At 45.2% G+C, this 23,230-nt stretch carries 24 protein-coding genes; 22 read left to right on the top strand and 2 right to left on the bottom strand.

The window, feature by feature from the left end; translation table 11 throughout:
- Positions 1-86: 86 nt before the first annotated feature.
- Positions 87-308 carry a hypothetical protein gene (locus tag KHN78_RS04435; RefSeq protein ID WP_211919927.1) on the bottom strand — a complete coding sequence of 74 codons (222 nt, stop codon included), beginning with the start codon at positions 306-308 and terminating at the stop codon, positions 87-89.
- Between the two features lie 290 nt (positions 309-598).
- Here KHN78_RS04435 and queA point away from each other — a divergent pair, with 290 nt between their 5' ends.
- The 5 genes from queA (at position 599) to secF (ending at position 6,362) form a co-directional block, all read left to right on the top strand.
- Positions 599-1,651 carry a tRNA preQ1(34) S-adenosylmethionine ribosyltransferase-isomerase QueA gene (queA, locus tag KHN78_RS04430; RefSeq protein WP_211919926.1) on the top strand — a complete coding sequence of 351 codons (1,053 nt, stop codon included), beginning with the start codon at positions 599-601 and terminating at the stop codon, positions 1,649-1,651.
- Positions 1,652-1,893: 242 nt separating this feature from the next.
- Positions 1,894-3,027 carry a tRNA guanosine(34) transglycosylase Tgt gene (gene tgt, locus KHN78_RS04425; protein WP_128811556.1) on the top strand — a complete coding sequence of 378 codons (1,134 nt, stop codon included), beginning with the start codon at positions 1,894-1,896 and terminating at the stop codon, positions 3,025-3,027.
- A gap of 165 nt (positions 3,028-3,192) precedes the next feature.
- The gene (gene yajC, locus KHN78_RS04420; protein WP_128811555.1) at positions 3,193-3,522 is read left to right on the top strand and encodes a preprotein translocase subunit YajC; all 330 of its coding nucleotides are present in this window, start codon (positions 3,193-3,195) and stop codon (positions 3,520-3,522) included.
- A gap of 21 nt (positions 3,523-3,543) precedes the next feature.
- Complete coding sequence (gene secD, locus KHN78_RS04415) at positions 3,544-5,400, top strand: protein translocase subunit SecD (RefSeq protein ID WP_211919925.1); 1,857 nt, start codon at positions 3,544-3,546, stop codon at positions 5,398-5,400.
- Positions 5,401-5,414: 14 nt separating this feature from the next.
- Complete coding sequence (gene secF / locus KHN78_RS04410) at positions 5,415-6,362, top strand: protein translocase subunit SecF (RefSeq protein ID WP_211919924.1); 948 nt, start codon at positions 5,415-5,417, stop codon at positions 6,360-6,362.
- Positions 6,363-6,586: 224 nt separating this feature from the next.
- On the opposite strand, the gene suhB is transcribed toward secF, so the two are convergent.
- On the bottom strand, positions 6,587-7,390 hold the full coding sequence (suhB, locus tag KHN78_RS04405; protein ID WP_211919923.1) for an inositol-1-monophosphatase: 804 nt from the start codon (positions 7,388-7,390) through the stop codon (positions 6,587-6,589).
- Positions 7,391-7,621: 231 nt separating this feature from the next.
- Between suhB and trmJ the strand changes: the two genes are divergently transcribed.
- From trmJ to bamB, 17 genes are all read left to right on the top strand, one after another.
- Positions 7,622-8,341, top strand: a complete 720-nt coding sequence (gene trmJ / locus KHN78_RS04400) for a tRNA (cytosine(32)/uridine(32)-2'-O)-methyltransferase TrmJ (protein ID WP_211919922.1) — start codon at positions 7,622-7,624, stop codon at positions 8,339-8,341.
- Between the two features lie 125 nt (positions 8,342-8,466).
- Positions 8,467-8,973: a Fe-S cluster assembly transcriptional regulator IscR gene (gene iscR, locus KHN78_RS04395; RefSeq protein ID WP_010446153.1), complete on the top strand. Its 507-nt coding sequence runs from the start codon at positions 8,467-8,469 to the stop codon at positions 8,971-8,973.
- A gap of 28 nt (positions 8,974-9,001) precedes the next feature.
- Positions 9,002-10,216: an IscS subfamily cysteine desulfurase gene (locus KHN78_RS04390; protein WP_211919921.1), complete on the top strand. Its 1,215-nt coding sequence runs from the start codon at positions 9,002-9,004 to the stop codon at positions 10,214-10,216.
- 38 nt (positions 10,217-10,254) lie between these two features.
- Positions 10,255-10,638, top strand: coding sequence for a Fe-S cluster assembly scaffold IscU (iscU, locus tag KHN78_RS04385; protein ID WP_005424883.1), 384 nt, complete (start codon positions 10,255-10,257; stop codon positions 10,636-10,638).
- A gap of 74 nt (positions 10,639-10,712) precedes the next feature.
- Positions 10,713-11,036 (top strand): iron-sulfur cluster assembly protein IscA, encoded by a 324-nt coding sequence (gene iscA, locus KHN78_RS04380; RefSeq protein WP_211919920.1) that lies wholly within the window; start codon positions 10,713-10,715, stop codon positions 11,034-11,036.
- A gap of 55 nt (positions 11,037-11,091) precedes the next feature.
- Positions 11,092-11,607, top strand: coding sequence for a co-chaperone HscB (gene hscB, locus KHN78_RS04375; RefSeq protein WP_211919919.1), 516 nt, complete (start codon positions 11,092-11,094; stop codon positions 11,605-11,607).
- Positions 11,608-11,628: 21 nt separating this feature from the next.
- The gene (gene hscA / locus KHN78_RS04370; RefSeq protein ID WP_211919918.1) at positions 11,629-13,482 is read left to right on the top strand and encodes a Fe-S protein assembly chaperone HscA; all 1,854 of its coding nucleotides are present in this window, start codon (positions 11,629-11,631) and stop codon (positions 13,480-13,482) included.
- A gap of 13 nt (positions 13,483-13,495) precedes the next feature.
- Entirely contained in the window at positions 13,496-13,834 is a 339-nt protein-coding gene (gene fdx, locus KHN78_RS04365; RefSeq protein ID WP_029844243.1) for an ISC system 2Fe-2S type ferredoxin, read from the top strand.
- Between the two features lie 40 nt (positions 13,835-13,874).
- A complete protein-coding gene (iscX, locus tag KHN78_RS04360; protein WP_128811545.1) occupies positions 13,875-14,069 on the top strand; it encodes a Fe-S cluster assembly protein IscX in 195 nt (64 codons plus the stop codon).
- A 170-nt stretch (positions 14,070-14,239) separates the two neighbouring features.
- Positions 14,240-15,538 carry an aminopeptidase PepB gene (gene pepB / locus KHN78_RS04355; RefSeq protein ID WP_211919917.1) on the top strand — a complete coding sequence of 433 codons (1,299 nt, stop codon included), beginning with the start codon at positions 14,240-14,242 and terminating at the stop codon, positions 15,536-15,538.
- A gap of 102 nt (positions 15,539-15,640) precedes the next feature.
- On the top strand, positions 15,641-16,066 hold the full coding sequence (gene ndk, locus KHN78_RS04350; protein WP_128811543.1) for a nucleoside-diphosphate kinase: 426 nt from the start codon (positions 15,641-15,643) through the stop codon (positions 16,064-16,066).
- Between the two features lie 215 nt (positions 16,067-16,281).
- On the top strand, positions 16,282-17,409 hold the full coding sequence (locus KHN78_RS04345; RefSeq protein WP_128811542.1) for a bifunctional tRNA (adenosine(37)-C2)-methyltransferase TrmG/ribosomal RNA large subunit methyltransferase RlmN: 1,128 nt from the start codon (positions 16,282-16,284) through the stop codon (positions 17,407-17,409).
- A gap of 405 nt (positions 17,410-17,814) precedes the next feature.
- Entirely contained in the window at positions 17,815-18,774 is a 960-nt protein-coding gene (gene rodZ, locus KHN78_RS04340) for a cytoskeleton protein RodZ (RefSeq protein WP_211919916.1), read from the top strand.
- Positions 18,775-18,780: 6 nt separating this feature from the next.
- Complete coding sequence (ispG, locus tag KHN78_RS04335; RefSeq protein WP_128811540.1) at positions 18,781-19,899, top strand: flavodoxin-dependent (E)-4-hydroxy-3-methylbut-2-enyl-diphosphate synthase; 1,119 nt, start codon at positions 18,781-18,783, stop codon at positions 19,897-19,899.
- A gap of 26 nt (positions 19,900-19,925) precedes the next feature.
- A complete protein-coding gene (gene hisS, locus KHN78_RS04330; protein ID WP_128811539.1) occupies positions 19,926-21,194 on the top strand; it encodes a histidine--tRNA ligase in 1,269 nt (422 codons plus the stop codon).
- 126 nt (positions 21,195-21,320) lie between these two features.
- Positions 21,321-21,935 (top strand): YfgM family protein, encoded by a 615-nt coding sequence (locus KHN78_RS04325; protein WP_128811538.1) that lies wholly within the window; start codon positions 21,321-21,323, stop codon positions 21,933-21,935.
- A 12-nt stretch (positions 21,936-21,947) separates the two neighbouring features.
- Complete coding sequence (gene bamB / locus KHN78_RS04320) at positions 21,948-23,108, top strand: outer membrane protein assembly factor BamB (protein WP_211919915.1); 1,161 nt, start codon at positions 21,948-21,950, stop codon at positions 23,106-23,108.
- The last annotated feature ends 122 nt before the right edge of the window (positions 23,109-23,230 follow it).

The raw sequence follows: 23,230 nt of genomic DNA, 5'->3' as shown, positions 1-23,230 counted from the left end.
ACGAAAGGAGAGTAGAGATAAACTTGATGTAAGCGCTATCATAAATAACCAAAGCTAAGGCGCTGAAACCTTAGCTTTGGTTACTCTTAACTCTGTCTAAAATAAACACAGATAAGACCATAGGCTTTAGCATCGACACATTGACCAATAAAGTTCTTGTTAGGAAGGTTTACAGCACACAAGCGCGGAACTTGCTTCAGCTTACATGCATCTTGCAATGCTTTTAACGTCTCTCGCTCAGAGCTTGCTAACGTATTGGCAGAAAAAGAAATAATAGCGGCGCTGAATAGCGTAATTAACATCTTCATACTTACCTCAAAAATTCAGACATAGAGCAAATTGCTCTTAGTCAATATAGTCTAAAAGTAAAGTTAATGAGTAATTTAATAATAATAAGGTCTGTCGATTTATATCGACATGTCGTGGAACAATGCGCTCTTCATGTTTTATTACACTCTTAGTCAGCGCTTTTACCGTTAATCAAAGGGGATTTGCTTGCTATTGCAGCATGTAAACATATACTAGTCTGCTGCGAAAAACTCGTCGCAATTTTATCGTCGTCTTTGACGTGATTTGACCAATAGATAAGACAAGTAACATGCAAGTATCAGATTTCCATTTCGACCTTCCAGATGAACTCATCGCTCGTTACCCTCAACCAGAGCGTACCGCTAGCCGATTGCTGCAAATGGACGGCAATACTGGCGAGCTAGTGGATGGCACATTTACGGATGTGTTGGACCATATTCAAGCCGGTGACCTCGTGGTTTTCAATAATACCCGCGTTATCCCAGCTCGTATGTTTGGTCGCAAAGAATCAGGCGGTAAACTTGAAGTGCTGGTTGAGCGAATGCTCGATGAAAAAAGCATTTTAGCGCATGTACGCTGCTCTAAATCACCAAAACCTGGCTCGACAGTGATTGTCGGTGAAAACGATGAATACTCGGCTGAAATGGTGGCTCGTCATGATGCACTGTTTGAGCTGAAGTTTAACTCTGATAAGACGGTTCTTGAAATATTGGAAGAAATTGGCCATATGCCACTCCCACCATATATTGACCGCCCAGATGAAGACGCAGATAAAGAGCGTTACCAAACGGTTTATAACCAAAAACCAGGTGCGGTAGCGGCACCAACAGCAGGCCTACATTTTGATGATGTACTGCTAGACAAAATTAAAGCGAAAGGTGCGGAGTTTGCTTATGTTACTTTGCACGTTGGCGCAGGCACATTCCAGCCGGTAAAAGTGGATAATATTAATGATCACCATATGCATGCGGAGTACGTTGAAGTGCCGCAAGAAGTGGTAGACGCAGTCACTGCAACCAAAGCTCGCGGTGGTCGAGTGATCGCTGTTGGCACGACATCGGTGCGTTCTTTAGAAAGTGCAGCACAAGATGCACTAAAGAAAGGCACTGAGCTTGTCCCATTCTTTGGTGATACTGAGATCTTTATCTTCCCTGGTTACGAGTACCAGCTGGTGGACTGCTTGATCACTAACTTCCATTTACCAGAATCAACCTTGATTATGTTGGTGAGTGCATTTGCAGGTTACGAGAACACCATGAACGCTTATAAGCATGCGGTAGAAAATCATTACCGTTTCTTCTCATATGGTGATTCAATGTTTATCAAGAAAAAAACGAACTAACGGTATTTTATGCGTTAATAGCGAGTTAAATGTGCCTACTTACGTTGGTAAGCGCAGCTCTTGCTCTTCAGCGGTAATATTGTGTTAGTTAGTTTTTTAAATGTTTACGAGTGCTAGCAGTAAGCTAGGAAATAAAACAGAGTGTCTGTTTTGTCTCTCGCATGGAAAAGCGACCGCTCCTTAAAGTGGGGATTTATCCCCGGATACACAGTCAGACTGTTTCTCTGACACCCGGAGGCATCGTGAAATTAAAATTCGATCTTAAGAAGAAAAACGGCAATGCGCGTCGTGGTCAACTGACTTTCGAACGCGGCACTGTTCAAACACCTGCTTTTATGCCAGTTGGTACTTACGGTACGGTTAAAGGCATGACACCAGAAGAAGTGAAAGGTACTGGCGCAGAGATTCTGCTTGGTAACACTTTCCACCTATGGTTGCGTCCTGGCCAAGAAGTAATGAAAATGCATGGCGATCTGCATGATTTCATGAACTGGCATGGTCCAATTCTTACCGATTCAGGCGGTTTCCAAGTATTCAGCCTAGGTAAAATGCGTACTATTACCGAGCAAGGTGTTCATTTCCGCAACCCTGTAAACGGTGACAAAATTTTCATGGACGCAGAAAAGTCGATGGAAATCCAAAAAGACCTAGGTTCTGACATTGTAATGATCTTCGATGAGTGTACGCCATACCCTGCGACGCACGACGAAGCGAAAAAATCGATGGAAATGTCTCTACGTTGGGCTCAACGTTCACGTGACCACTTCGATAAACTAGAAAACCCGAACAACCTGTTTGGTATCGTTCAAGGTGGTGTTTACGAAGACCTACGTGACGTATCGGTTAAAGGTCTGACTGAAATCGGTTTTGATGGTTATGCCGTCGGTGGCCTAGCAGTAGGTGAGCCTAAAGAAGACATGCACCGTATTCTAGAGCACACTTGTCCTCAACTACCTGAAGACAAGCCTCGCTACCTAATGGGCGTGGGTAAACCAGAAGACTTGGTTGAGGGTGTTCGCCGTGGTATCGACATGTTTGACTGTGTAATGCCAACGCGTAATGCACGTAATGGTCACCTATTTGTGACTGGTGGTGTGATCAAGATCCGTAATGCGAAACATAAAACGGATACAACACCATTAGATCCGCACTGTGACTGTTACACTTGTCAAAACTACAGTAAGTCATACCTTCACCACCTAGAGCGTTGTAACGAAATCCTAGGTGCTCGTCTGAATACTATCCATAACTTACGCTACTACCAGCGTTTAATGGAGAGCATTCGTAAGGCGATTGATGAAGATCGTTTCGATGAGTTCGTACAAGAGTTTTACGCTCGTCGTGACCGCGAAGTTCCGCCACTAGGCGAAGCATAAAAAAATTAAAGCCTTTGGCATGTCGCCAGAGGCTTTTGCTAATAAAGTAGGCAAACGCACAGTTTTTTTGAGAGAGCGATCTCTATTAGCTGTTCTCAGACTTGAATCTCAATCGCGAATGCCCAACTTGTTGGATTATCAATAAAATATAATGAGGATGTTTTAATGTTTATTTCTCAAGCTCACGCAGCAGCTGAAGGCGCACCAGCAGGTGGCGGTTTTGAAATGCTAATCATGCTAGGCATGTTCGCGGTGATCTTCTACTTCATGATCTACCGTCCACAAGCTAAGCGTGTAAAAGAGCACAAGAGCCTAATGGCTTCTATGGGCAAAGGTGATGAAGTTCTTACCAGTGGTGGTCTAGTGGGTAAAATCACTAAGATTACAGAAGATAACGACTACATCTCAATTGAGCTAAATGCAAACAATGAAGTTGTGATCAAAAAAGATTTCATTACTGCAGTGCTACCAAAAGGTACGCTTAAGTCTCTATAAAACAGCCAAAGGATCCTCGCTGTGCTAAACCGTTACCCTCTATGGAAGTATTTGATGGTATTTTTTGCCATCATCACCGCCGCGTTATACGCGCTTCCAAATATCTACGGTGAAGATCCGGCTGTTCAAGTTACAGGGGCGCGTGGCGCCTCTGTAGATATGTCAACGCTGGATGCTGTCACTAAAGCTCTTGATAAAGAGCACCTTTCTCATAAATCCATTGCTCTCGAAAATGGATCAATCCTTGTTCGCTTCAATGACACTGATACACAGATCAGTGCACGCGATATTATCAGCGAAGCGCTTGGCAAAGATAAAATCGTTGCCCTCAACCTAGCACCATCGACACCACATTGGTTAGAAGCGATCGGTGCATCGCCACTTAAGTTAGGTCTTGACCTACGTGGTGGTGTTCACTTCTTGATGGAAGTGGACATGGATGCCGCAATGGAGAAGTTGGTCGGCCAACAAGAAGAAGCATTCCGTAGTGAACTTCGTGAAGCGAAAGTTCGTTACCGTGCGATTCGCCCATCGGGTCAAGATGGCGTGGAAATCTTGTTGCGCAATGAAGAGCAACTTGCCGAAGCAAAAGCAACGTTAGAAAAGAATCACCCAGACATGAACTTTGTCGAGTCTGATTCTGACGGTCGTTACGCTCTTGTCGCCACTTTTACTGAGCAACGTTTACAAGAGATCCGTAACTACGCGGTTGAACAAAACATCACGATTCTGCGTAACCGTGTGAATGAACTGGGGGTTGCTGAGCCATTGGTTCAACGTCAAGGTGCAAGCCGAATTGTCGTTGAACTTCCTGGTGTTCAGGATACCGCTCGTGCAAAAGAAATTCTTGGCGCGACAGCGACACTTGAGTTTCGTGAAGTCGATGATAAAGCTGACTTAGCGGCGGCGGCAAGTGGCCGAGCTCCTGCGGGCAGTGAAATCAAAATGGACCGTGATGGTCGTCCAGTTGTACTTAAGAAACGCATTATTCTTGGTGGTCAAAGCATCACAGATGCAAGCTCAAGTGTTGATGAATACGGTCGTCCACAAGTTAACATCTCGCTAGACAGCGAAGGTGGTAATAAGATGTCTGCGTTCTCTCGCCAGAACATCGGTAAGCTAATGGCAACCGTGTTCGCAGAGTACAAAGACAGTGGCCGTCGCACCCCAGAAGGTAAAGTCATTCTGGATAAGTACGAAGAAGTCATCAACCAAGCAACGATTCAATCGGCTCTTGGCCGTAACTTCCGTATTACCGGTATTGACTCTGCAGCAGAAGCTCACAACCTAGCACTTCTATTGCGTGCAGGTGCGCTTATTGCACCTATCTCTATCGTTGAAGAACGCACCATTGGTCCATCAATGGGTCAGCAAAACATCGATATGGGTATTCAAGCATGTATCTGGGGTATGGTTGCGGTAATGATCTTTACCCTGCTTTACTACCGTGGTTTTGGCTTGATCGCGAACGTGGCACTGATGGCAAACTTAGTACTTATCATCGGTATTATGTCGATGATTCCAGGTGCAACGATGACCTTGCCAGGTATTGCCGGTATCGTATTAACGGTTGGTATGGCAGTTGATGCGAACGTACTGATATTTGAACGTATTCGAGAAGAACTTCGCGAGGGTCGTAGCCCTCAACAGGCGATTCATCAAGGCTACGCGAACGCGTTCAGTACTATCGCCGACGCGAACATCACCACACTGATCACGGCAATCATTCTATTTGCTGTGGGTACAGGTGCGGTGAAAGGTTTCGCGGTAACACTATCTATCGGTATCTTGACCTCTATGTTCACCGCAATCATTGGTACACGTTGTATCGTGAACTTGGTGTACGGTGGCAAGCGCGTTAAGAAATTGTCGATCTAAGGCTGGGAATTATTATGTTTCAAATTCTAAAAGCAGAGAACACGATCGACTTTATGCGTTGGTCGAAAGTTGCATTCGCATTTTCGATGGTCATGATCGCTGCGTCTATCTTTACGCTTTCAACCAAGTGGTTGAACTGGGGCTTAGACTTCACGGGCGGCACGCTTATCGAAGTTGGTTTTGAGCAACCAGCGAATCTTGAAGAGATCCGTGGTGCGCTAGATGCGAAAGGTTTTGGCGATGCAACTGTACAAAACTTCGGTAGTGCTCGTGACGTGATGGTGCGCCTTCGTCCTCGTGATGATATCTCAGGTGAAATTCTGGGTAACCAGATCATTGGTGCAATCAAAGAGGGAACAGGTGAAAGCGTAGAAATGCGTCGTATCGAGTTCGTTGGTCCAAACGTTGGTGATGAACTAACAGAAGCCGGTGGCTTGGCAATTCTTGTGTCACTGATCTGTATCTTGATCTACGTATCGATGCGATTCGAATGGCGTCTTGCAGCTGGTGCAGTAATGGCATTGGCTCACGATATCATCATCACACTCGGTATCTTCTCGTTCTTTCAAATTGAAGTTGACCTAACCATCGTTGCTGCACTATTGACGGTTGTCGGTTACTCACTCAACGATACCATCGTCGTATTCGACCGTATCCGTGAGAACTTCCGTAAGATGCGTAAAGGCGATTCTATTGAAGTGATTAACAGTGCGATCACGCAAACGCTGAGTCGTACATTGATTACCTCAGGTACGACCCTGTTCGTAGTTATCGCTCTGTTTACGCAAGGCGGTGCGATGATCCACGGTTTTGCGACGGCGCTATTGCTTGGTATCACCGTTGGTACTTACTCTTCTATTTACGTTGCGTCAGCACTGTCTCTAAAACTGGGTATCCAGAAAGAGCACTTGATGCCACCACAAGTAGAAAAGGAAGGTGCAGAGTTCGACGAGATGCCATAAGGCAACTTGAGACGTTTATAATAAAAACCGCTGACTATTCAGCGGTTTTTTATATTTCAGTTTTCTAACTACAGAGCTCTTTTGCCACAGCGCCTTCTTTCCCACGTATTCTTTCAAAGACATGGGTTAAAAATCCCGAAAAACAGACATAAAAAAGCCCCACTCAATGAGTGGGGCCTTGTTAAAAATTCATCAGCATGATGAGTTAAGCATGATTTAATATCTTACTTAAGGATTGCGCTATTACCGTTTTCACGGATGTGCTTAAGCATTGATTTAACGCCACGAGCACTTGAAGCAACAACGTTACCAGAACTCATGTAATCAGTACCGCCAGCGAAGTCAGTTACGATAGCGCCAGCTTCACGAGCGATAAGTTCACCTGCAGCCATGTCCCAAGGTTTTAGACCTAGCTCGAAGTAACCATCAACGCGACCTGCAGCAACGTAACATAGGTCAAGAGCAGCAGAACCACTACGACGGAAGTCTGAACATTCAGTAAATAGAGAACCAACGATCTTGATGTAAGATTCAGCGTGTTGTTTCTGTTTGAATGGGAAACCAGTCGCTAGAACAGTACCTTGTAGGTCTTTAAGTTGAGCTACACGGATACGAGCGTTGTTTAGCTGTGCGCCTGCACCACGTTGAGCCGTGAACAGATCATTTTGCATTGGATCGTATACACAAGCCACTTCAGTTTTACCTTTGAAGCGAACTGCGATAGATACTGCGAAGTGTGGGTAACCTTTTACAAAGTTATTAGTGCCATCCAGCGGGTCGATGATCCATTGTACGTCTTTATCTTTACCTTCGATAAGACCAGCTTCTTCAGCTACGATGCAGTGCTCTGGGTAAGAGTGCTTGATAGTATCGATGATGATAGCTTCTGCTTCTTTGTCAACGTTAGTAACAAAGTCATTAGTGCCTTTTAGTGAAGATTCAATCTTATCTGTGTTTTCTAATGATTTAGCAATGTGATTGCCTGCCTTTCGCGCAGCGCGAATAGCAATGTTTAGCATAGGATGCATACGAATTTCCCAACGGATGTTAAAGAACAAAATGAAAGCGGCGGCGAGTATACCAGAGATAAATCAAAAAGGAAGTGGTTATTTTTTGTTCGCCAACGCAAATGTGTTCGAGAACCTATCGTGATACAGAGCACCAAACGACGAGAATACGGCTAGAAAACCGCTTCACTATAGGGTGTGTAAAAAAATTATGATAACATCCATCGGTTTTAATTTAGGTGGCAGACACAGATGTTGGATCAAGTAAAAATCGTACTCGTCGGAACTTCACATTCAGGCAATATTGGCTCGGCTGCACGAGCAATGAAAGTCATGGGGTTAAGCCAATTAGTATTAGTTGATCCACAGTGTGAAGTCGATGAACAAACCCTTGCCCTTGCAGCAGGTGCAGGTGATATTGCTCAAAACGCAACAATCGTAAGTACGCTCGAAGAAGCGATTGAAGATTGTGGTCTTGTTGTTGGTTCTAGCGCTCGCTCGCGCACATTAGAATGGCCAATGCTTGAGCCGCGTGAGTGTGGTGAAAAGTTTGCAGTAGAGGGGCAAAAGCACCCTGTCGCATTGGTATTTGGCCGTGAAAGAACTGGCCTAACCAATGAAGAACTGCAAAAGTGCCATTATCATGTCTGTATCCCTGCAAACCCAGAATACAGCTCACTCAACTTAGCCATGGCAGTACAAACACTAAGTTATGAAGTTCGAGTTGCCCATCTAAATTTAGAGCAAAGTAAGTACACGCCAACTGAGCCAGAAGAATACCCTCGACATAAAGAACTAGAAATGTTCTTTGAGCACCTTGAAAAGGTCATTGTGGAGACCCAATTTATTAATCAGGAGCAACCAGGTCAGGTAATGAACAAACTACGACGTTTGTTTTCACGAGCTCGACCAGAAGCGCAAGAACTCAATATATTGCGCGGTATTTTGACTTCGATTGAAAAGAAAATCTGAGCAAATAATAACCACTTTAGGTGTAAGGATGAATACCTGACTAAATTAGTCAAATAAATACTTGACCGTTTTAGTCGGGTATGGAAAAATCCTAATCATTACAAACCATGTGGATACGGTGTGGAATGAAACTTACATCTAAAGGAAGATATGCGGTGACAGCCATGCTGGATGTAGCACTGCACTCGCAACAAAACCCGGTACCTCTTGCAGACATCTCAGAGCGTCAAGGGATCTCGCTCTCTTACTTAGAGCAGCTTTTTTCAAAACTACGTAAAGCAGGGCTTGTTGCAAGCGTTCGTGGTCCTGGTGGTGGTTATCGACTTGGCGCCGACGCGCATAGTATTGCTATTGGTACTGTAATTGCAGCCGTTGATGAGTCAGTCGATGCGACTAAATGCCAAGGCAAAGGCGATTGCCAAGGTGGCACTCGCTGCTTAACTCACACACTATGGCGTGACCTGAGCTCTCGTATTAGCGACTTCTTGAATAACATTACGCTCGGTGAGCTAATGACAGACAATGAAGTTTTAGAAATTTCTGATCGTCAGGACATTGATCTGGTGGTCACTCATGGGTTATCAAACAAAAATACAACCACCGCGCCCATCGGTGTAAACGTCCGCTCTTAGCGGTCAGCATTTTACATTGGAGTAGAGAATGAAACTGCCGATTTATCTTGATTATTCCGCTACATGTCCAGTAGATCCACGTGTTGCTGAAAAAATGGTTCAGTACATGACAATGGATGGCACATTTGGCAATCCAGCTTCGCGTTCGCACCGTTACGGCTGGCAGGCAGAAGAAGCTGTAGATACTGCTCGTGAGCAAATTGCTGACCTTCTAAATGCAGATCCTCGCGAAATCGTATTCACATCAGGTGCAACAGAGTCTGACAACCTTGCTATCAAAGGTGCAGCACATTTTTACTCTAAGAAGGGTAAACACGTAATCACTTGTAAAACAGAGCACAAAGCGGTTCTTGACCCATGTCGTCAGCTAGAGCGCGAAGGCTTTGAAGTCACTTATTTACAGCCAGAATCAAATGGTCTGATTGATCTAAACAAACTTCAAGCGGCAATGCGTGAAGATACGGTTCTAGTTTCAATCATGCACGTTAACAACGAGATTGGTGTCATCCAAGACATCGCAGCAATCGGTGAGCTATGTCGTGAGCGTAAGATTGTGTTCCATGTGGATGCTGCACAGTCTGCGGGCAAACTGCCAATCGACGTTCAAGAATTGAAAGTTGATCTAATTTCACTGTCTGCGCATAAAGTATACGGTCCTAAAGGTATCGGTGCACTTTACGTACGTCGCAAGCCTCGTATCCGTCTTGAAGCGCAAATGCACGGTGGCGGCCATGAACGTGGTTTCCGTTCGGGCACGCTTCCAACTCACCAAATCGTGGGTATGGGTGAAGCGTTCCGTGTAGCAAAAGAAGACATGCAAAAAGATTACGATCACGCACTAGCACTTCGTAATCGTCTTCTAGATGGGGTTAAAGATCTAGAAGCAGTAACAGTGAACGGTGACCTAGAACAGCGTGTTCCACACAACCTAAACGTGAGCTTTGCATTCGTAGAAGGCGAATCGCTACTGATGTCACTAAAAGATCTAGCAGTGTCTTCTGGTAGTGCTTGTACATCAGCGAGCCTAGAGCCATCTTACGTTCTTCGTGCACTTGGTCTAGACGACGAATTGGCGCACAGCTCAGTACGTTTCTCATTTGGTCGTTTCACGACTGAAGCAGAAATTGATTACGCAATTGAACAAATCCGCGTTGCAGTGACTAAGCTACGCGACATGTCTCCTCTATGGGATATGTATAAAGAAGGGATTGATTTGAGCACGGTTGAATGGGCTCACCATTAATCTCAGGGATTGAAATAGAGGATTCGAGGTAATTTATCATGGCATACAGCGAAAAAGTAATTGATCACTACGAGAACCCACGTAACGTTGGTTCATTTGATAAAGAAGATCCATCAGTAGGTAGCGGCATGGTTGGCGCTCCAGCTTGTGGTGATGTTATGAAACTTCAAATCAAAGTGACGCCTGAGGGCATCATTGAAGATGCGAAATTTAAAACTTACGGTTGTGGTAGTGCAATCGCTTCAAGCTCACTGGTAACTGAGTGGGTGAAAGGCAAGTCTATCGATGAAGCGGCATCTATCAAAAACTCTGAGATTGCAGAAGAGCTAGAACTTCCTCCTGTGAAAGTGCACTGCTCAATCCTAGCGGAAGACGCAATCAAAGCAGCAGTTGCTGACTACAAGAAAAAACACCAGGAATAAGTATTCCGTATATAATGGGGACTTGAATTAAAGCTCCCATTCAAATCGTAATTTAGACAGACGTAAGGTGCAGTATGGCCATCACAATGACAGAAACAGCGGCGAGTCGCGTAAAAGCATTCCTAGATAACCGAGGCAAAGGTATCGGTTTGCGTCTTGGAGTGAAGACGACAGGCTGTTCCGGTATGGCTTACGTGCTTGAGTTTGTAGACGATCTTAATGAAGAAGATGAAGTGTTCGATCATTCGGGCGTGAAGATCATCATTGATAAGAAAAGTTTAGTGTACCTAGATGGTACAGAACTGGATTACGTAAAAGAGGGATTGAACGAAGGTTTTGAGTTCAACAACCCGAACGCGAAAAGTGAATGTGGTTGTGGTGAAAGCTTCAACGTCTAATTGATTGTCCTTCTGGGCAAACGAGTCCAGAAGGCTTTACTAGGACCCGATCTTAATGAATCACTTTGAATTATTTGGGCTACCAAGTCAGTTTACACTGGATGGTAGCCTTCTTTCTTCCCAGTTCCGAGAGCTACAAAAACGCTTCCACCCAGATAACTTTGCTACTGCCTCAGAGCGTGATCGTCTCATGGCGGTGCAAAAAGCAGCGCAAATTAACGATGCGTATCAAGTGCTTAAGCACCCAATCTCTCGCGCTGAATACATCTTGGCTGAAAATGGCACAGAGATTCGCGGTGAGCAACAAACCATGCAAGATCCGATGTTTCTTATGGAACAAATGGAACTGCGTGAAGAACTGGAAGACATTGCTGGCAGCTCTGATCCGGAATCAGCGCTTTTTGATTTCGACGCGAAAGTCAGCAAAATGTACAAGCAGCATTTGGCGAGTGTAGAACAAGAACTTCAAGATGGTCGTTGGGCGGAAGCCGCGGACCGAGTTCGCAAACTTAAATTCATTGCCAAGCTAAAGAACGAAATTGAACTGGTTGAAGATAAACTTCTCGGCTAGTTAGCGTGACAAGGACCCATCATGGCACTACTTCAAATCGCAGAACCGGGCCAAAGCTCGGCACCTCATGAGCATAAGTTAGCAGCAGGTATCGATCTCGGTACAACAAACTCGTTAGTTGCATCTGTGCGCAGTGGTAACGCAACCACCCTTACGGATGATCAAGGACGCAGTATTCTGCCATCTGTTGTTAATTACACACAAGAAACCGCCCTCGTTGGTTATGATGCGAGAGAAAAAGCGGAGCAAGAGCCAGAAAACACCATTATATCAGTTAAACGTTTGATGGGACGTTCTCTGAAAGACATCCAAGCTCGTTACCCATCTTTGCCTTATCAATTTAAAGAGAGCGACAACGGCTTACCAATTTTGCAAACAGTTCAGGGTGATAAAAACCCGATTGAAGTGTCTGCAGACATTCTTAAAGCACTAGGCAAACGTGCTGAAGAGACACTAGGTGGCGAGTTGGCTGGCGTCGTTATTACCGTGCCTGCTTACTTTGATGATGCTCAACGTGCAGGCACAAAAGATGCGGCGAAATTGGCGGGTCTTCACGTACTACGTCTGCTTAACGAACCAACAGCGGCTGCGATTGCTTACGGTCTAGACTCTGGTCAAGAAGGCGTGATTGCCGTTTATGACTTAGGTGGCGGTACGTTTGATATCTCTATCTTACGTTTGTCGAAAGGCGTCTTTGAAGTATTAGCAACAGGCGGTGACTCTGCGCTAGGTGGTGATGATTTTGACCATCTATTAGCGGATTACCTAATGGAGCAAGCAGGTCTAGAAGCGCCACTTTCTGCTGAGAAAAACCGTGCACTACTGAACATAGCAACGGCGACGAAGATTGCTTTCTCTGAAAAAGACAGCGTTGATGTTGACGTGTTTGGCTGGAAAGGCTCAGTGACTCGCGAGCAGTTCGAAGATCTGATTCGTCCGTTAGTGAAGAAAACCCTGATGTCTTGCCGCCGTGCACTGAAAGATGCTGATGTGGATGCGGAAGATGTACTTGAAGCCGTCATGGTGGGTGGTTCAACACGCACATTGCTCGTTCGTGAAATGGTAGGCGAGTTTTTTGGTCGTACACCACTGACAAGCATTAACCCTGATGAAGTCGTTGCAATCGGTGCGGGTATTCAAGCAGACATCCTAGCGGGTAATAAGCCTGACTCTGAAATGCTGCTTCTGGACGTTATTCCTCTATCTCTTGGTATTGAAACCATGGGTGGCTTGGTTGAGAAAATTATCCCACGTAACACCACCATTCCTGTGGCTCGCGCACAAGAATTTACCACGTTTAAAGATGGTCAAACGGCAATGACGGTGCATACCGTACAAGGTGAACGTGAGATGGTTGATGACTGCCGTTCATTGGCTCGTTTTTCGCTGAAAGGCATCCCACCAATGGCGGCTGGTGCAGCGCACATTCGCGTGACTTACCAAGTAGATGCAGACGGTCTATTGTCAGTTACTGCGATGGAGAAGAGTACGGGCGTTCAATCAGAGATTCAAGTTAAGCCATCTTACGGTTTAAGTGACAATGAAGTCGCGAATATGCTTCGTGACTCGATGACTTATGCGAAAGAAGACATGCAGGCTCGCGCCTTGGCCGAGCAGCGTGTCGAAGCTGACCGAGTGATTGAGGGGTTGATTGCTGCGATGCAAGCTGATGGTGATGAACTACTATCAGAGCAAGAGAAACAAGCGCTATTGAAAGTGATTGAAGCACTGATTGAACTGCGTAACGGTGAAGATGCGGATGCGATTGAGCAAGGCATTAAAGATACCGATAAAGCGAGTCAAGACTTTGCGTCACGCCGTATGGATAAATCAATTCGAGCTGCACTGTCAGGTCAGTCAGTTAATGATATATAAGAGATAAGTAGTTATGCCTAAGATTATTGTATTGCCACACGAAGATTTGTGCCCAGAAGGTGCGGTGTTGGAAGCAAAAGCGGGTGAAACCGTTCTAGATGTAGCACTAAAAAATGGCATTGGTATTGAGCATGCTTGTGAGAAATCATGTGCATGTACCACTTGCCATGTGATCATTCGTGAAGGTTTTGATTCACTAGAAGAAAGCGAAGAGCTAGAAGACGACATGCTTGATAAAGCATGGGGTCTGGAACCAGAATCTCGCCTTGGTTGCCAAGCAAAAGTGGCCGATGAGGACTTGGTTGTTGAGATTCCAAAGTACACGCTAAACCACGCGTCAGAAGATCATTAATTCTGCCCCTTAATAGGGGGAAGTAAAAGGAAAGTGAGCAATGAAATGGATAGATTCTCGCGACATCGCGATTGAGCTTTGTGACAAGTTTCCAGATGTGGATCCTAAAACGGTACGTTTTACCGATCTTCATCAATGGATCATGGAGTTGGATGAGTTTGACGATGAGCCAAACCATTGTAACGAAAAGATTCTAGAAGCCGTTATCTTGTGCTGGATGGATGAAGCGGATTAGCGCTCAGTTCGGTGAGAAACACAGCCGAGTTAACAATTCTCACTAAAAAAAGCGGACCCTATGGTCCGTTTTTTTATCAAATTGACATTTTTACCCTACATAATGCTAACATCCGTGAGTTATTAAAAAGAAGCGGCGTAGGTAACGCCGTTATAAGACAAGGAGAAACCATGTCTACACAGATGTCTGTATTTTTAAGTCATGAACCTGCCGCTCCACACTGGGGTGAAAATGCGTTGCTTTCGTTTGTAGAAAATGGCGTAACTATCCACGTAACAGCAGGGGATGAACTCGATTCTATTCAGCGTGCATCACGTCAACTTGATGGCCAAGGTATCCATTCTATTTTACTGTCTGGTGAACACTGGGACCTAGAGAGCATTTGGGCTTTTCATCAAGGATACCGCAACCCGAAAAAACACGGTACGCTAGAGTGGGTTGCGCTTTCTGAGCAAGACCAAGCAGAGCTGCACGCTCGTATCACTTCTACGGACTTTACTCGCGATATCATCAACAAAACAGCTGAAGAAGTGGCGCCACGTCAATTGGCAACCATGGCGGCTGAATTCATCAAATCAATCGCACCACAAGGCACAGTAACGGCTCGTATCGTTAAAGATAAAGACCTGTTGTCAGAGGGTTGGGAAGGCATTTATGCAGTGGGTCGCGGCTCTGAGCGCACATCAGCAATGCTGCAACTTGATTACAACCCAACAGGCGATGAAAACGCACCAGTGTTTGCGTGTCTAGTGGGTAAAGGCATCACCTTTGATTCAGGTGGTTACAGTCTTAAGCCATCAAACTTCATGACAGCAATGAAAGCGGACATGGGAGGGGCAGGTACCATCACCGGTGGTCTTGCACTTGCAATTCTTCGTGGCCTGAACAAGCGCGTGAAATTGATCCTTTGTTGTGCAGAGAACATGGTATCTGGTCGAGCACTTAAGCTGGGCGACATCATCACTTACAAAAACGGTAAGACGGTTGAGATCATGAATACGGACGCTGAGGGTCGTTTGGTTCTTGCTGATGGTCTTATCTACGCCAGTGAGCAAAAACCAGAGCTAATCATTGACTGTGCAACACTCACAGGCGCTGCTAAGAATGCGCTAGGTAATGATTACCACGCATTGATGAGCTTTGACGATGAGCTCTCCCACCAAGCGCTAACGGCGGCAAACCAAGAGAAAGAAGGCCTATGGCCACTGCCTCTTGCGGAGTTCCACCGAGGTATGCTTCCATCAAACTTTGCTGATCTTTCTAACATCAGTTCTGGTGATTACTCACCTGGCGCCAGCACCGCAGCAGCATTCTTGTCTTACTTCGTTGAAGATTACAAAAAAGGTTGGTTGCATTTTGATTGCGCAGGTACGTACCGTAAATCAGCATCAGATAAATGGGCGGCGGGCGCAACGGGTATGGGTGTTCGCACTCTTGCTTGTTTCTTGAACGAACAAGCGGCTAAATAAAACTTTTGCCAGTGCAGATTGATGTCTGTACTGGTATAACCAAAAGGGACGAAAAGTCACTTAGGTCTACAACTATTATTACAAGTACAAAAAGGAAACTTTATGGCTCTAGAAAGAACGTTTTCAATTGTTAAGCCTGACGCTGTAGAACGCAATTTGATTGGTGAGATTTATCACCGTATCGAAAAAGCAGGTTTACGAATCGTAGCAGCAAAGATGGTTCATCTGACAGAAGAACAGGCGAGCGGTTTTTATGCAGAACATGAAGGTAAAGAGTTTTTCCCTGCTCTGAAAGAGTTCATGACATCTGGCCCTATTATGGTTCAGGTTCTTGAGGGGGAAGACGCGATTGCTCGTTACCGTGAGTTAATGGGGAAAACAAACCCAGAAGAAGCGGCATGTGGCACCATTCGTGCGGATTACGCTTTGAGTATGCGCCATAACTCCGTTCATGGTTCTGATAGCCCAGAGTCTGCAGCACGAGAAATTGAGTTCTTCTTCCCTGCGTCTGAGATTTGCCCACGCTAATCTTGCCTTGTACTCGTTTTATTGTTGAGCCTCGGTTTTATCCGGGGCTTTTTATTATCTGCCAATCAACGAGAAAGATGAATAATTATTGGTGAAAATTTAACCGTCATGATTTTAATGCCTTAGCGAACTCAGGGTCTTACAACCCTTGTTGTGACTGCATAAAGGCTGTACAATTCGCGCCCTTATTCTTGTTTCAGTCATTGAGAGGCAACATGACTACTGAAAAAATCAATCTACTCGACTTTGATCGCAAAGGCATGCGTCAATTTTTCGCGGAAGAGCTAGGCGAAAAAGCGTTCCGTGCGGATCAGGTTATGAAGTGGATATACCATTTCGGTGTTGATGACTTCGACAACATGACGAACATCAACAAGAAGCTGCGTGAAAAACTACATCAAAAATGTGAAGTGAAAGCACCTATCGTCTCTGAGGCTCAACATTCATCTGATGGCACCATTAAATGGGCGATGAAAGTAGGCGATCAAGACGTAGAAACGGTTTACATTCCAGAGGATGACCGTGCGACACTGTGTGTATCTTCTCAAGTGGGTTGTGCATTGGAGTGTAAATTCTGTTCAACTGCGCAGCAAGGTTTTAACCGCAACCTGAAAGTATCAGAAATCATTGGTCAAGTATGGCGTGCTGCTCGCGAAGTAGGTTTAGAGAAAGAAACAGGTCGTCGCCCAATTACTAACGTAGTAATGATGGGCATGGGCGAACCACTTCTGAATATGAAAAACCTGATCCCAGCATTAGAAATCATGCTTGATGATCTTGGTTTTGGCCTATCAAAACGTCGTGTTACCGTTTCGACTTCAGGTGTGGTATCTGGTCTTGATCAGATGACAGGCAAAATCGACGTAGCATTAGCGATTTCTCTTCACGCACCAAATGATAAGCTACGTAGTGAAATCATGCCAATTAACGATCGCTGGGATATCCAAGAATTTTTGGCGTCAGTTCGTCGTTACATTGCTTCATCAAATGCAAACCGAGGCAAAGTGACGGTTGAGTATGTGTTACTTGATCATATCAATGATGATATGGACCATGCGCGTGAATTAGCGGAGTTGATGAAAGGCACCCCTTGTAAGATCAACTTGATTCCGTTTAACCCATATCCAGGTTCTCCGTACAAGAAACCGAGTAATTCGCGAATTGACCGTTTCCAAAAGACACTAATGCAATATGAACATACGGTTACGATTCGCAAGACTCGTGGTGATGACATTGATGCAGCATGTGGTCAGTTGGTAGGTGATGTTATCGACCGTACGAAACGTACAGCGGCACTAAAAGCAGCTCGTGGTGCAGACACCATCGATGTAAAAGCAGTATAAATTGAAATGAATCATGAAATAGCCAGAGCATCACGCTCTGGCTATTTTGTATGTTGCATATGGAATGTAACCTGCCGCTTACAGTGTGGCTGGTGTGAAATGTTGTTCACAGTGTCAATTTTTGGACAAAAGCTTGAGCTATCTGTTAATTTGGACGGAAAGAGTTTTTGTGTTTGTTATACATTCGCTTATTATGGTGATCTATAGCACTGACAATACACAGTATTTTCTCCAATACGCTTTGCTGAATCTTTGCAAGTCGTGCATTCATACAATAAGTACTGTGAATTTCTAACAGATTATTTTGGTTAACGCGTTTAGGCTAGCTATCTTTAAATGAGGCTTAAGAACAAAAACGAAAATAAATAACCGTGTTAGCCACCCAACAGATTAAATATCACCATTATGACTGAACAAGAAAAGACGAATGAAGTGCCGCTTTCTATGGAAGCTGGGACACTATTAAAAAATAAACGCGAATCTCTAGGTATGACTCAGAAGCATGTTGCTGATCGCCTAAGACTTCGCGTTTCTGTTATCGAAGACATTGAAAACAATCGATTTGAATCGCAACAGGTTGCGACGTTTACTCGCGGATATCTTCGCTCGTATGCAAAATTGGTTGGCCTTGATGAAAAGAGTGTTTTGGCAGCGTTAGAACAACATTCTGAGGTACATGTTCAAGAACAAGAAACAGAAATGCAGAGCTTTTCCCGTAAAACAAAGCATGAGAAACATAATAGCCGTATCATGCTGCTCACTTGGGTCATTGCCATTGTTATTGTTGGCATTTCTGCGGCTTGGTGGTGGCAAAACCAGCAAGAGGACAGTCTTACTCAAGTGGTCTCTGAATCAAGGTTAGATGCAGAACAAATGGCGGCGGACATTGAAAAAATCGATAGCATCAGCGCGGATGAGTTAATTGCTAGTACGCCTGCAGAAATTGCACCAACGATGGTTGAATCTGTTGTTGAAAGTGAGCCAGCACCAGTGTCTGCTGCTGATTCAGCACAAGCAGTGACAGCAGAAGTGGTTGACGCTGTCGCCACTGACTCTGAAAATGAGCCTGCGATGGTGGAAGTAGCAGAAGAGTCTACAGAACCGTCGGTGGTTGTCCCTGAGGGGATGACGTTGCTTACTATGAAGTTTGCGGCTGACTGCTGGATTCAAGTGAAAGATGTTAACGGCAGAACACTCGTAAGTGGTACTCGTAAGCCGGGTCAAGACGTAGAACTTGCCGGAAAAGCCCCTTTTAAAGTGATATTAGGCGCACCAGAGGGAGTAACAATGACATTTGCAAGTGAACCTGTCGACCTTTCTGGGTATACTTCAGGCAAAGTAGCTCGATTCACATTACCGTTATAAAGAATTATGCAACACGAATCTCCTATTATTCGTCGTAAATCAACGCGTATTTACGTGGGTGATGTGCCAATTGGTGATGGTGCACCAATTGCTGTACAGTCAATGACGAACACCCGAACGACTGATGTAGAAGCAACAGTCGCACAAATCCGAGCTTTGGAAAAGGTAGGCGCAGACATCGTACGTGTTTCAGTACCAACGATGGATGCAGCGGAAGCTTTCAAGCTTATTAAACAGCAAGTATCTGTACCGCTGGTGGCGGACATTCACTTTGACTACCGTATTGCGTTGAAAGTCGCAGAATACGGGGTAGACTGTTTACGTATTAACCCAGGCAATATCGGCAACGAAGAGCGTATTCGTTCGGTTGTCGATTGTGCCCGTGACAAAAACATCCCAATCCGTATTGGTGTCAATGGCGGTTCTTTAGAAAAAGATCTGCAAATGAAATACGGTGAACCAACGCCAGAAGCATTGGTGGAATCGGCGATGCGTCACGTGGATCATCTTGATCGTCTTAACTTTGATCAGTTCAAAGTGAGTGTAAAGGCGTCAGATGTGTTTCTAGCGGTGGATTCATACCGCCTATTGGCAAAGCAGATCGATCAACCTTTACACCTAGGTATCACTGAAGCGGGTGGTGCGCGTGCTGGTGCGGTTAAGTCATCGGTAGGCTTAGGCATGCTGTTGGCCGAGGGTATCGGTGATACGCTCCGCATTTCTCTGGCAGCAGATCCTGTTGAAGAAATCAAAGTCGGTTTTGATATTCTTAAGTCTTTGCGTATTCGTTCACGTGGTATCAACTTTATTGCTTGCCCAAGTTGCTCTCGTCAAGAGTTCGACGTGATTGGCACGGTAAACGCGCTAGAACAACGCCTAGAAGATATCATCACCCCTATGGATGTATCGATTATCGGTTGTGTTGTGAACGGTCCAGGTGAAGCTGAGGTTTCACATTTAGGTCTAGCAGGCAGTAACAAGAAGAGCGCATTCTACGAAGACGGTAAGCGTCAGAAAGAGCGTTTCGATAATGATAACCTTGTGGATCAGCTGGAAGCTAAGATCCGTGCGAAAGCGTCTGTATTGGACGAAGAAAATCGCATCCAAGTTAACGTACAAGATTAATCTCAACGAGAATTACGGTAAGTATTGTGGCAAAACCAATCCAAGCAATCCGAGGCATGAATGACTGCCTCCCAACTCAATCTCCACTGTGGCAAAAACTTGAAAACACAGTGAAAAATGTAGTTAGCGCATACGGTTATAACGAAGTGCGCATGCCAATCGTTGAGGTAACGCATCTATTTAGCCGCGCGATCGGTGAAGTGACCGACGTGGTTGAGAAAGAAATGTACACGTTCGAAGACCGTAATGGCGATAGCCTAACGCTTCGTCCTGAAGGTACAGCAGGCTGTGTGCGTGCGGGTATTGAAAATGGCCTGCTATACAACCAAGAACAACGTCTATGGTACATGGGCCCAATGTTCCGTCATGAGCGCCCTCAAAAAGGTCGCTACCGTCAATTCCACCAATGTGGTGTGGAAGTATTTGGTCTAAACGGTCCAGATGTAGACGCAGAACTTATCATGATGACGGCTCGCCTGTGGCGTGAGCTAGGCATCGACAAGCACGTACGTCTAGAGCTTAACTCTATCGGTTCTCTAGAAGCGCGCGCAAACTACCGCACAGCGCTGATCGAATTCCTAGAGCAACACATGGATGTTCTGGATGAAGATTGTAAGCGTCGTATGCACACTAACCCTCTGCGCGTTCTTGATACTAAGAACCCAGATGTGCAAGCGATTTTAGGTGACGCACCTCGCCTTTCTAACTACTTAGATGATGATTCTAAGCAACATTTCGCGGGTCTGTGTGAACTTCTTGATGCTGCTGGTATCGAATACACCGTTAATGAGCGTCTTGTTCGTGGTCTTGATTACTACAATCGCACGGTATTTGAGTGGATCACTGAAAGCCTAGGTTCACAAGGTACAGTATGTGGTGGTGGTCGTTACGATGGGCTAGTTGAGCAACTAGGTGGTAAAGCAACACCTGCAGTAGGCTTTGCGATGGGCCTAGAGCGTCTAGTTCTCATGCTAGAAACGCTGGAGCTAAATGATGTTCGTCGTAGTGTTGATGTTTACGTCGTAACCGCTGGTGAAGGCACGATGATGGCGGGTATGAAGCTAGCAGAGCAGCTTCGTGAAGCCATCCCAGGCGTTCGCGTGATGAATCACTTCGGTGGTGGTAACTTCAAGAAACAGTTTAAACGCGCAGATAAAGTGGGTGCTGTAGTAGCATTAGTTCTGGGCGAAAACGAAGTCGCAGATAACACCGTAGTACTGAAAGATTTAGCTGGTGGTGAGCAAGAAACTTACAACCAAGCAGAAGTTGCAGAGAAGATCGCAGCACTGATCTAAGTCTTTTAATAAGCTAAAGATTATATCTTAATTCGTAATAGTAAGGCTCCCAAGATAGGAGCCTTTCGACGAAATAGGAACAATGGCAGCCTTTGCTGCCATTTACATGTTTTAAGAGGACAGGAAGTGGAACTTTACGATACTGAAGAACAACAAGTTGAAGCCATTAAAGACTGGTGGAAAGAAAACGGCAAAGCCGTCATTATCGGTGCTGTTGTTGGTTTAGGTGGTCTATTTGGTTGGCGTTACTACCAGGATTCTGTAGTTCAGGCGAGTGAAGCAGCTTCTCAAAGCTACACAACAGTAATGAATGCTTTACAAGTAAAAGGCGCAGATGCTCAGGCTGATATTCAGGCGTTCATTGACTCAAATGAAGTGAAAGAATACTCAGTACTTGCTGCCCTTCAGCTAGCAAAAGTGCAAGTGGATGCGAAAGACCTTGCTGCTGCGCTTGAGCAGTTAAAGTGGGCGCAAAGCAACACGAAAGATGCCGCGCTATCTCCACTTATCAGCTACCGTATTGCGCGCATTGAAGCAGAAATGGGTAACCTTGATGCGGCAAATTCTGAACTTAGCAAAGTAACAGATTCAGCTTGGACTGGTCGTATTGCTGAGCTTCGTGGTGACATTGCACTTCGTCAAGGCAACAAAGAAGCTGCATACACAGCGTACACCGAAGCTCAACAAGCAGCAGATGCTAGCCCAACGCTACAAATGAAATTGGATGACTTGGCCAAATAAGGACCGCATTGGATGAAAAGAGTCTTTAAGAAAGCCTTACTAGGGGCGTTAACAGTGGGTATTCTAGCTGGTTGTGCTAGCGAGGAAGATACCATTGTAATGGCTCCATTGCCTCAAGTAGACAGCCAGTTCACGCCAAGCAGTGAATGGAGCGCATCGATTGGCGGTGGTGTTGGTCAATACTTTTCTAAGCTTTCTCCTGTTGTCGCAAATGATATGCTGTTTGTGGCAAGCCGCGATGGTCTAGTAAAAGCGCTAGACCCTGAAAATGGCAAAGCAATTTGGCAAGTTGACTTAGAACAGGATGTTATTGCACGTCTCTCTGGTGGTATTACGGCTGCTTATGAGAACTTATACATTGGTTCTGAAAATGGTGAAGTGATTGCGCTTGACCAAGAAACGGGTGAAGTTCTTTGGCGCGTTGCTGTTGGTGGTGAAGTACTTGCTAAACCAGTAGCAGATTCTGGATTGATCATCGTGAACACAAGCCGAGGCACCTTGATTGCCCTGGATGAAAGCACGGGTGAACAACGCTGGGCGCTGAGCACTGAAGTACCAAACCTAACCTTACGTGGTGATAGTACACCAACAGCGATTGGTGGCGGTGTATTCTGGGGCACGGCGAATGGACGTCTTGCGGCAGCCATCGTTGATCGTGGTCAATTGATTTGGCAACAGCCAATAGGAACGCCAAAAGGCGCGACAGAGATTGATCGCTTGGTTGACGTTGATGCTTCTCCAATCGTTTTAGGCGGTACTCTTTTCACTGTGGGCTATAATGGCCAGTTAATTGCGATTGACTTACGTTCGGCAAACCCAATTTGGAAACGTAATTATTCATCAGCGAATGATCTCGCCACAGATGGTAGCCGCGTTTTTGTCATTACAGAGAAAGATCACATCGTAGCTGTTGATGCTCGTAGTGGTACTGAACTTTGGGAAAACAGCAAGTTAGAACATCGTCAGCTTACCGCACCAGTAATCATTGATAACTACCTTGTTGTTGGTGATACGCTAGGTTACTTGCATTGGCTCGATCGCTCTACGGGCGAGTTCGTTTCACAACAATATGTGAATGACAGCGGTTTTGCTGTCGGTCCAACGTTGTTGTCTGATGGTTATGTCATTACAACGCGCAATGGCGATGTAAAGAAACTGACCATCAACGAATAATATCGTGATATAATTCACATTCGGCTCCTGGCTGGTAACAGTTAGGAGCCGTTTTGTTGTTTGAAATTATTAAAAACCGGATGTGGTTATAGGTAAAAAGCTGGTTTGATTTGGCATTGGGC

The organism is Vibrio sp. B1REV9, from assembly GCF_905175395.2.
GTDB lineage: Bacteria > Pseudomonadota > Gammaproteobacteria > Enterobacterales > Vibrionaceae > Vibrio > Vibrio alfacsensis.
This window is presented reverse-complemented; position numbering and strand designations above follow the sequence as displayed.

Excerpts from the sequence above, each read along its gene's own strand:
- secF (WP_211919924.1), top strand. The coding sequence starts at position 5,415 with ATGTTTCAAATTCTAAAAGCAGAGAACACGATCGACTTTATGCGTTGG.
- queA (WP_211919926.1), top strand. The coding sequence starts at position 599 with ATGCAAGTATCAGATTTCCATTTCGACCTTCCAGATGAACTCATCGCT.
- KHN78_RS04345 (WP_128811542.1), top strand. The coding sequence starts at position 16,282 with ATGACTACTGAAAAAATCAATCTACTCGACTTTGATCGCAAAGGCATG.
- suhB (WP_211919923.1), bottom strand. The coding sequence starts at position 7,390 with ATGCATCCTATGCTAAACATTGCTATTCGCGCTGCGCGAAAGGCAGGC.
- iscX (WP_128811545.1), top strand. The coding sequence starts at position 13,875 with ATGAAATGGATAGATTCTCGCGACATCGCGATTGAGCTTTGTGACAAG.
- hscA (WP_211919918.1), top strand. The coding sequence starts at position 11,629 with ATGGCACTACTTCAAATCGCAGAACCGGGCCAAAGCTCGGCACCTCAT.
- yajC (WP_128811555.1), top strand. The coding sequence starts at position 3,193 with ATGTTTATTTCTCAAGCTCACGCAGCAGCTGAAGGCGCACCAGCAGGT.
- KHN78_RS04435 (WP_211919927.1), bottom strand. The coding sequence starts at position 308 with ATGAAGATGTTAATTACGCTATTCAGCGCCGCTATTATTTCTTTTTCT.
- KHN78_RS04390 (WP_211919921.1), top strand. The coding sequence starts at position 9,002 with ATGAAACTGCCGATTTATCTTGATTATTCCGCTACATGTCCAGTAGAT.
- rodZ (WP_211919916.1), top strand. The coding sequence starts at position 17,815 with ATGACTGAACAAGAAAAGACGAATGAAGTGCCGCTTTCTATGGAAGCT.
- iscU (WP_005424883.1), top strand. The coding sequence starts at position 10,255 with ATGGCATACAGCGAAAAAGTAATTGATCACTACGAGAACCCACGTAAC.
- pepB (WP_211919917.1), top strand. The coding sequence starts at position 14,240 with ATGTCTACACAGATGTCTGTATTTTTAAGTCATGAACCTGCCGCTCCA.
- iscR (WP_010446153.1), top strand. The coding sequence starts at position 8,467 with ATGAAACTTACATCTAAAGGAAGATATGCGGTGACAGCCATGCTGGAT.
- fdx (WP_029844243.1), top strand. The coding sequence starts at position 13,496 with ATGCCTAAGATTATTGTATTGCCACACGAAGATTTGTGCCCAGAAGGT.
- ndk (WP_128811543.1), top strand. The coding sequence starts at position 15,641 with ATGGCTCTAGAAAGAACGTTTTCAATTGTTAAGCCTGACGCTGTAGAA.
- ispG (WP_128811540.1), top strand. The coding sequence starts at position 18,781 with ATGCAACACGAATCTCCTATTATTCGTCGTAAATCAACGCGTATTTAC.
- bamB (WP_211919915.1), top strand. The coding sequence starts at position 21,948 with ATGAAAAGAGTCTTTAAGAAAGCCTTACTAGGGGCGTTAACAGTGGGT.
- iscA (WP_211919920.1), top strand. The coding sequence starts at position 10,713 with ATGGCCATCACAATGACAGAAACAGCGGCGAGTCGCGTAAAAGCATTC.
- hscB (WP_211919919.1), top strand. The coding sequence starts at position 11,092 with ATGAATCACTTTGAATTATTTGGGCTACCAAGTCAGTTTACACTGGAT.
- trmJ (WP_211919922.1), top strand. The coding sequence starts at position 7,622 with ATGTTGGATCAAGTAAAAATCGTACTCGTCGGAACTTCACATTCAGGC.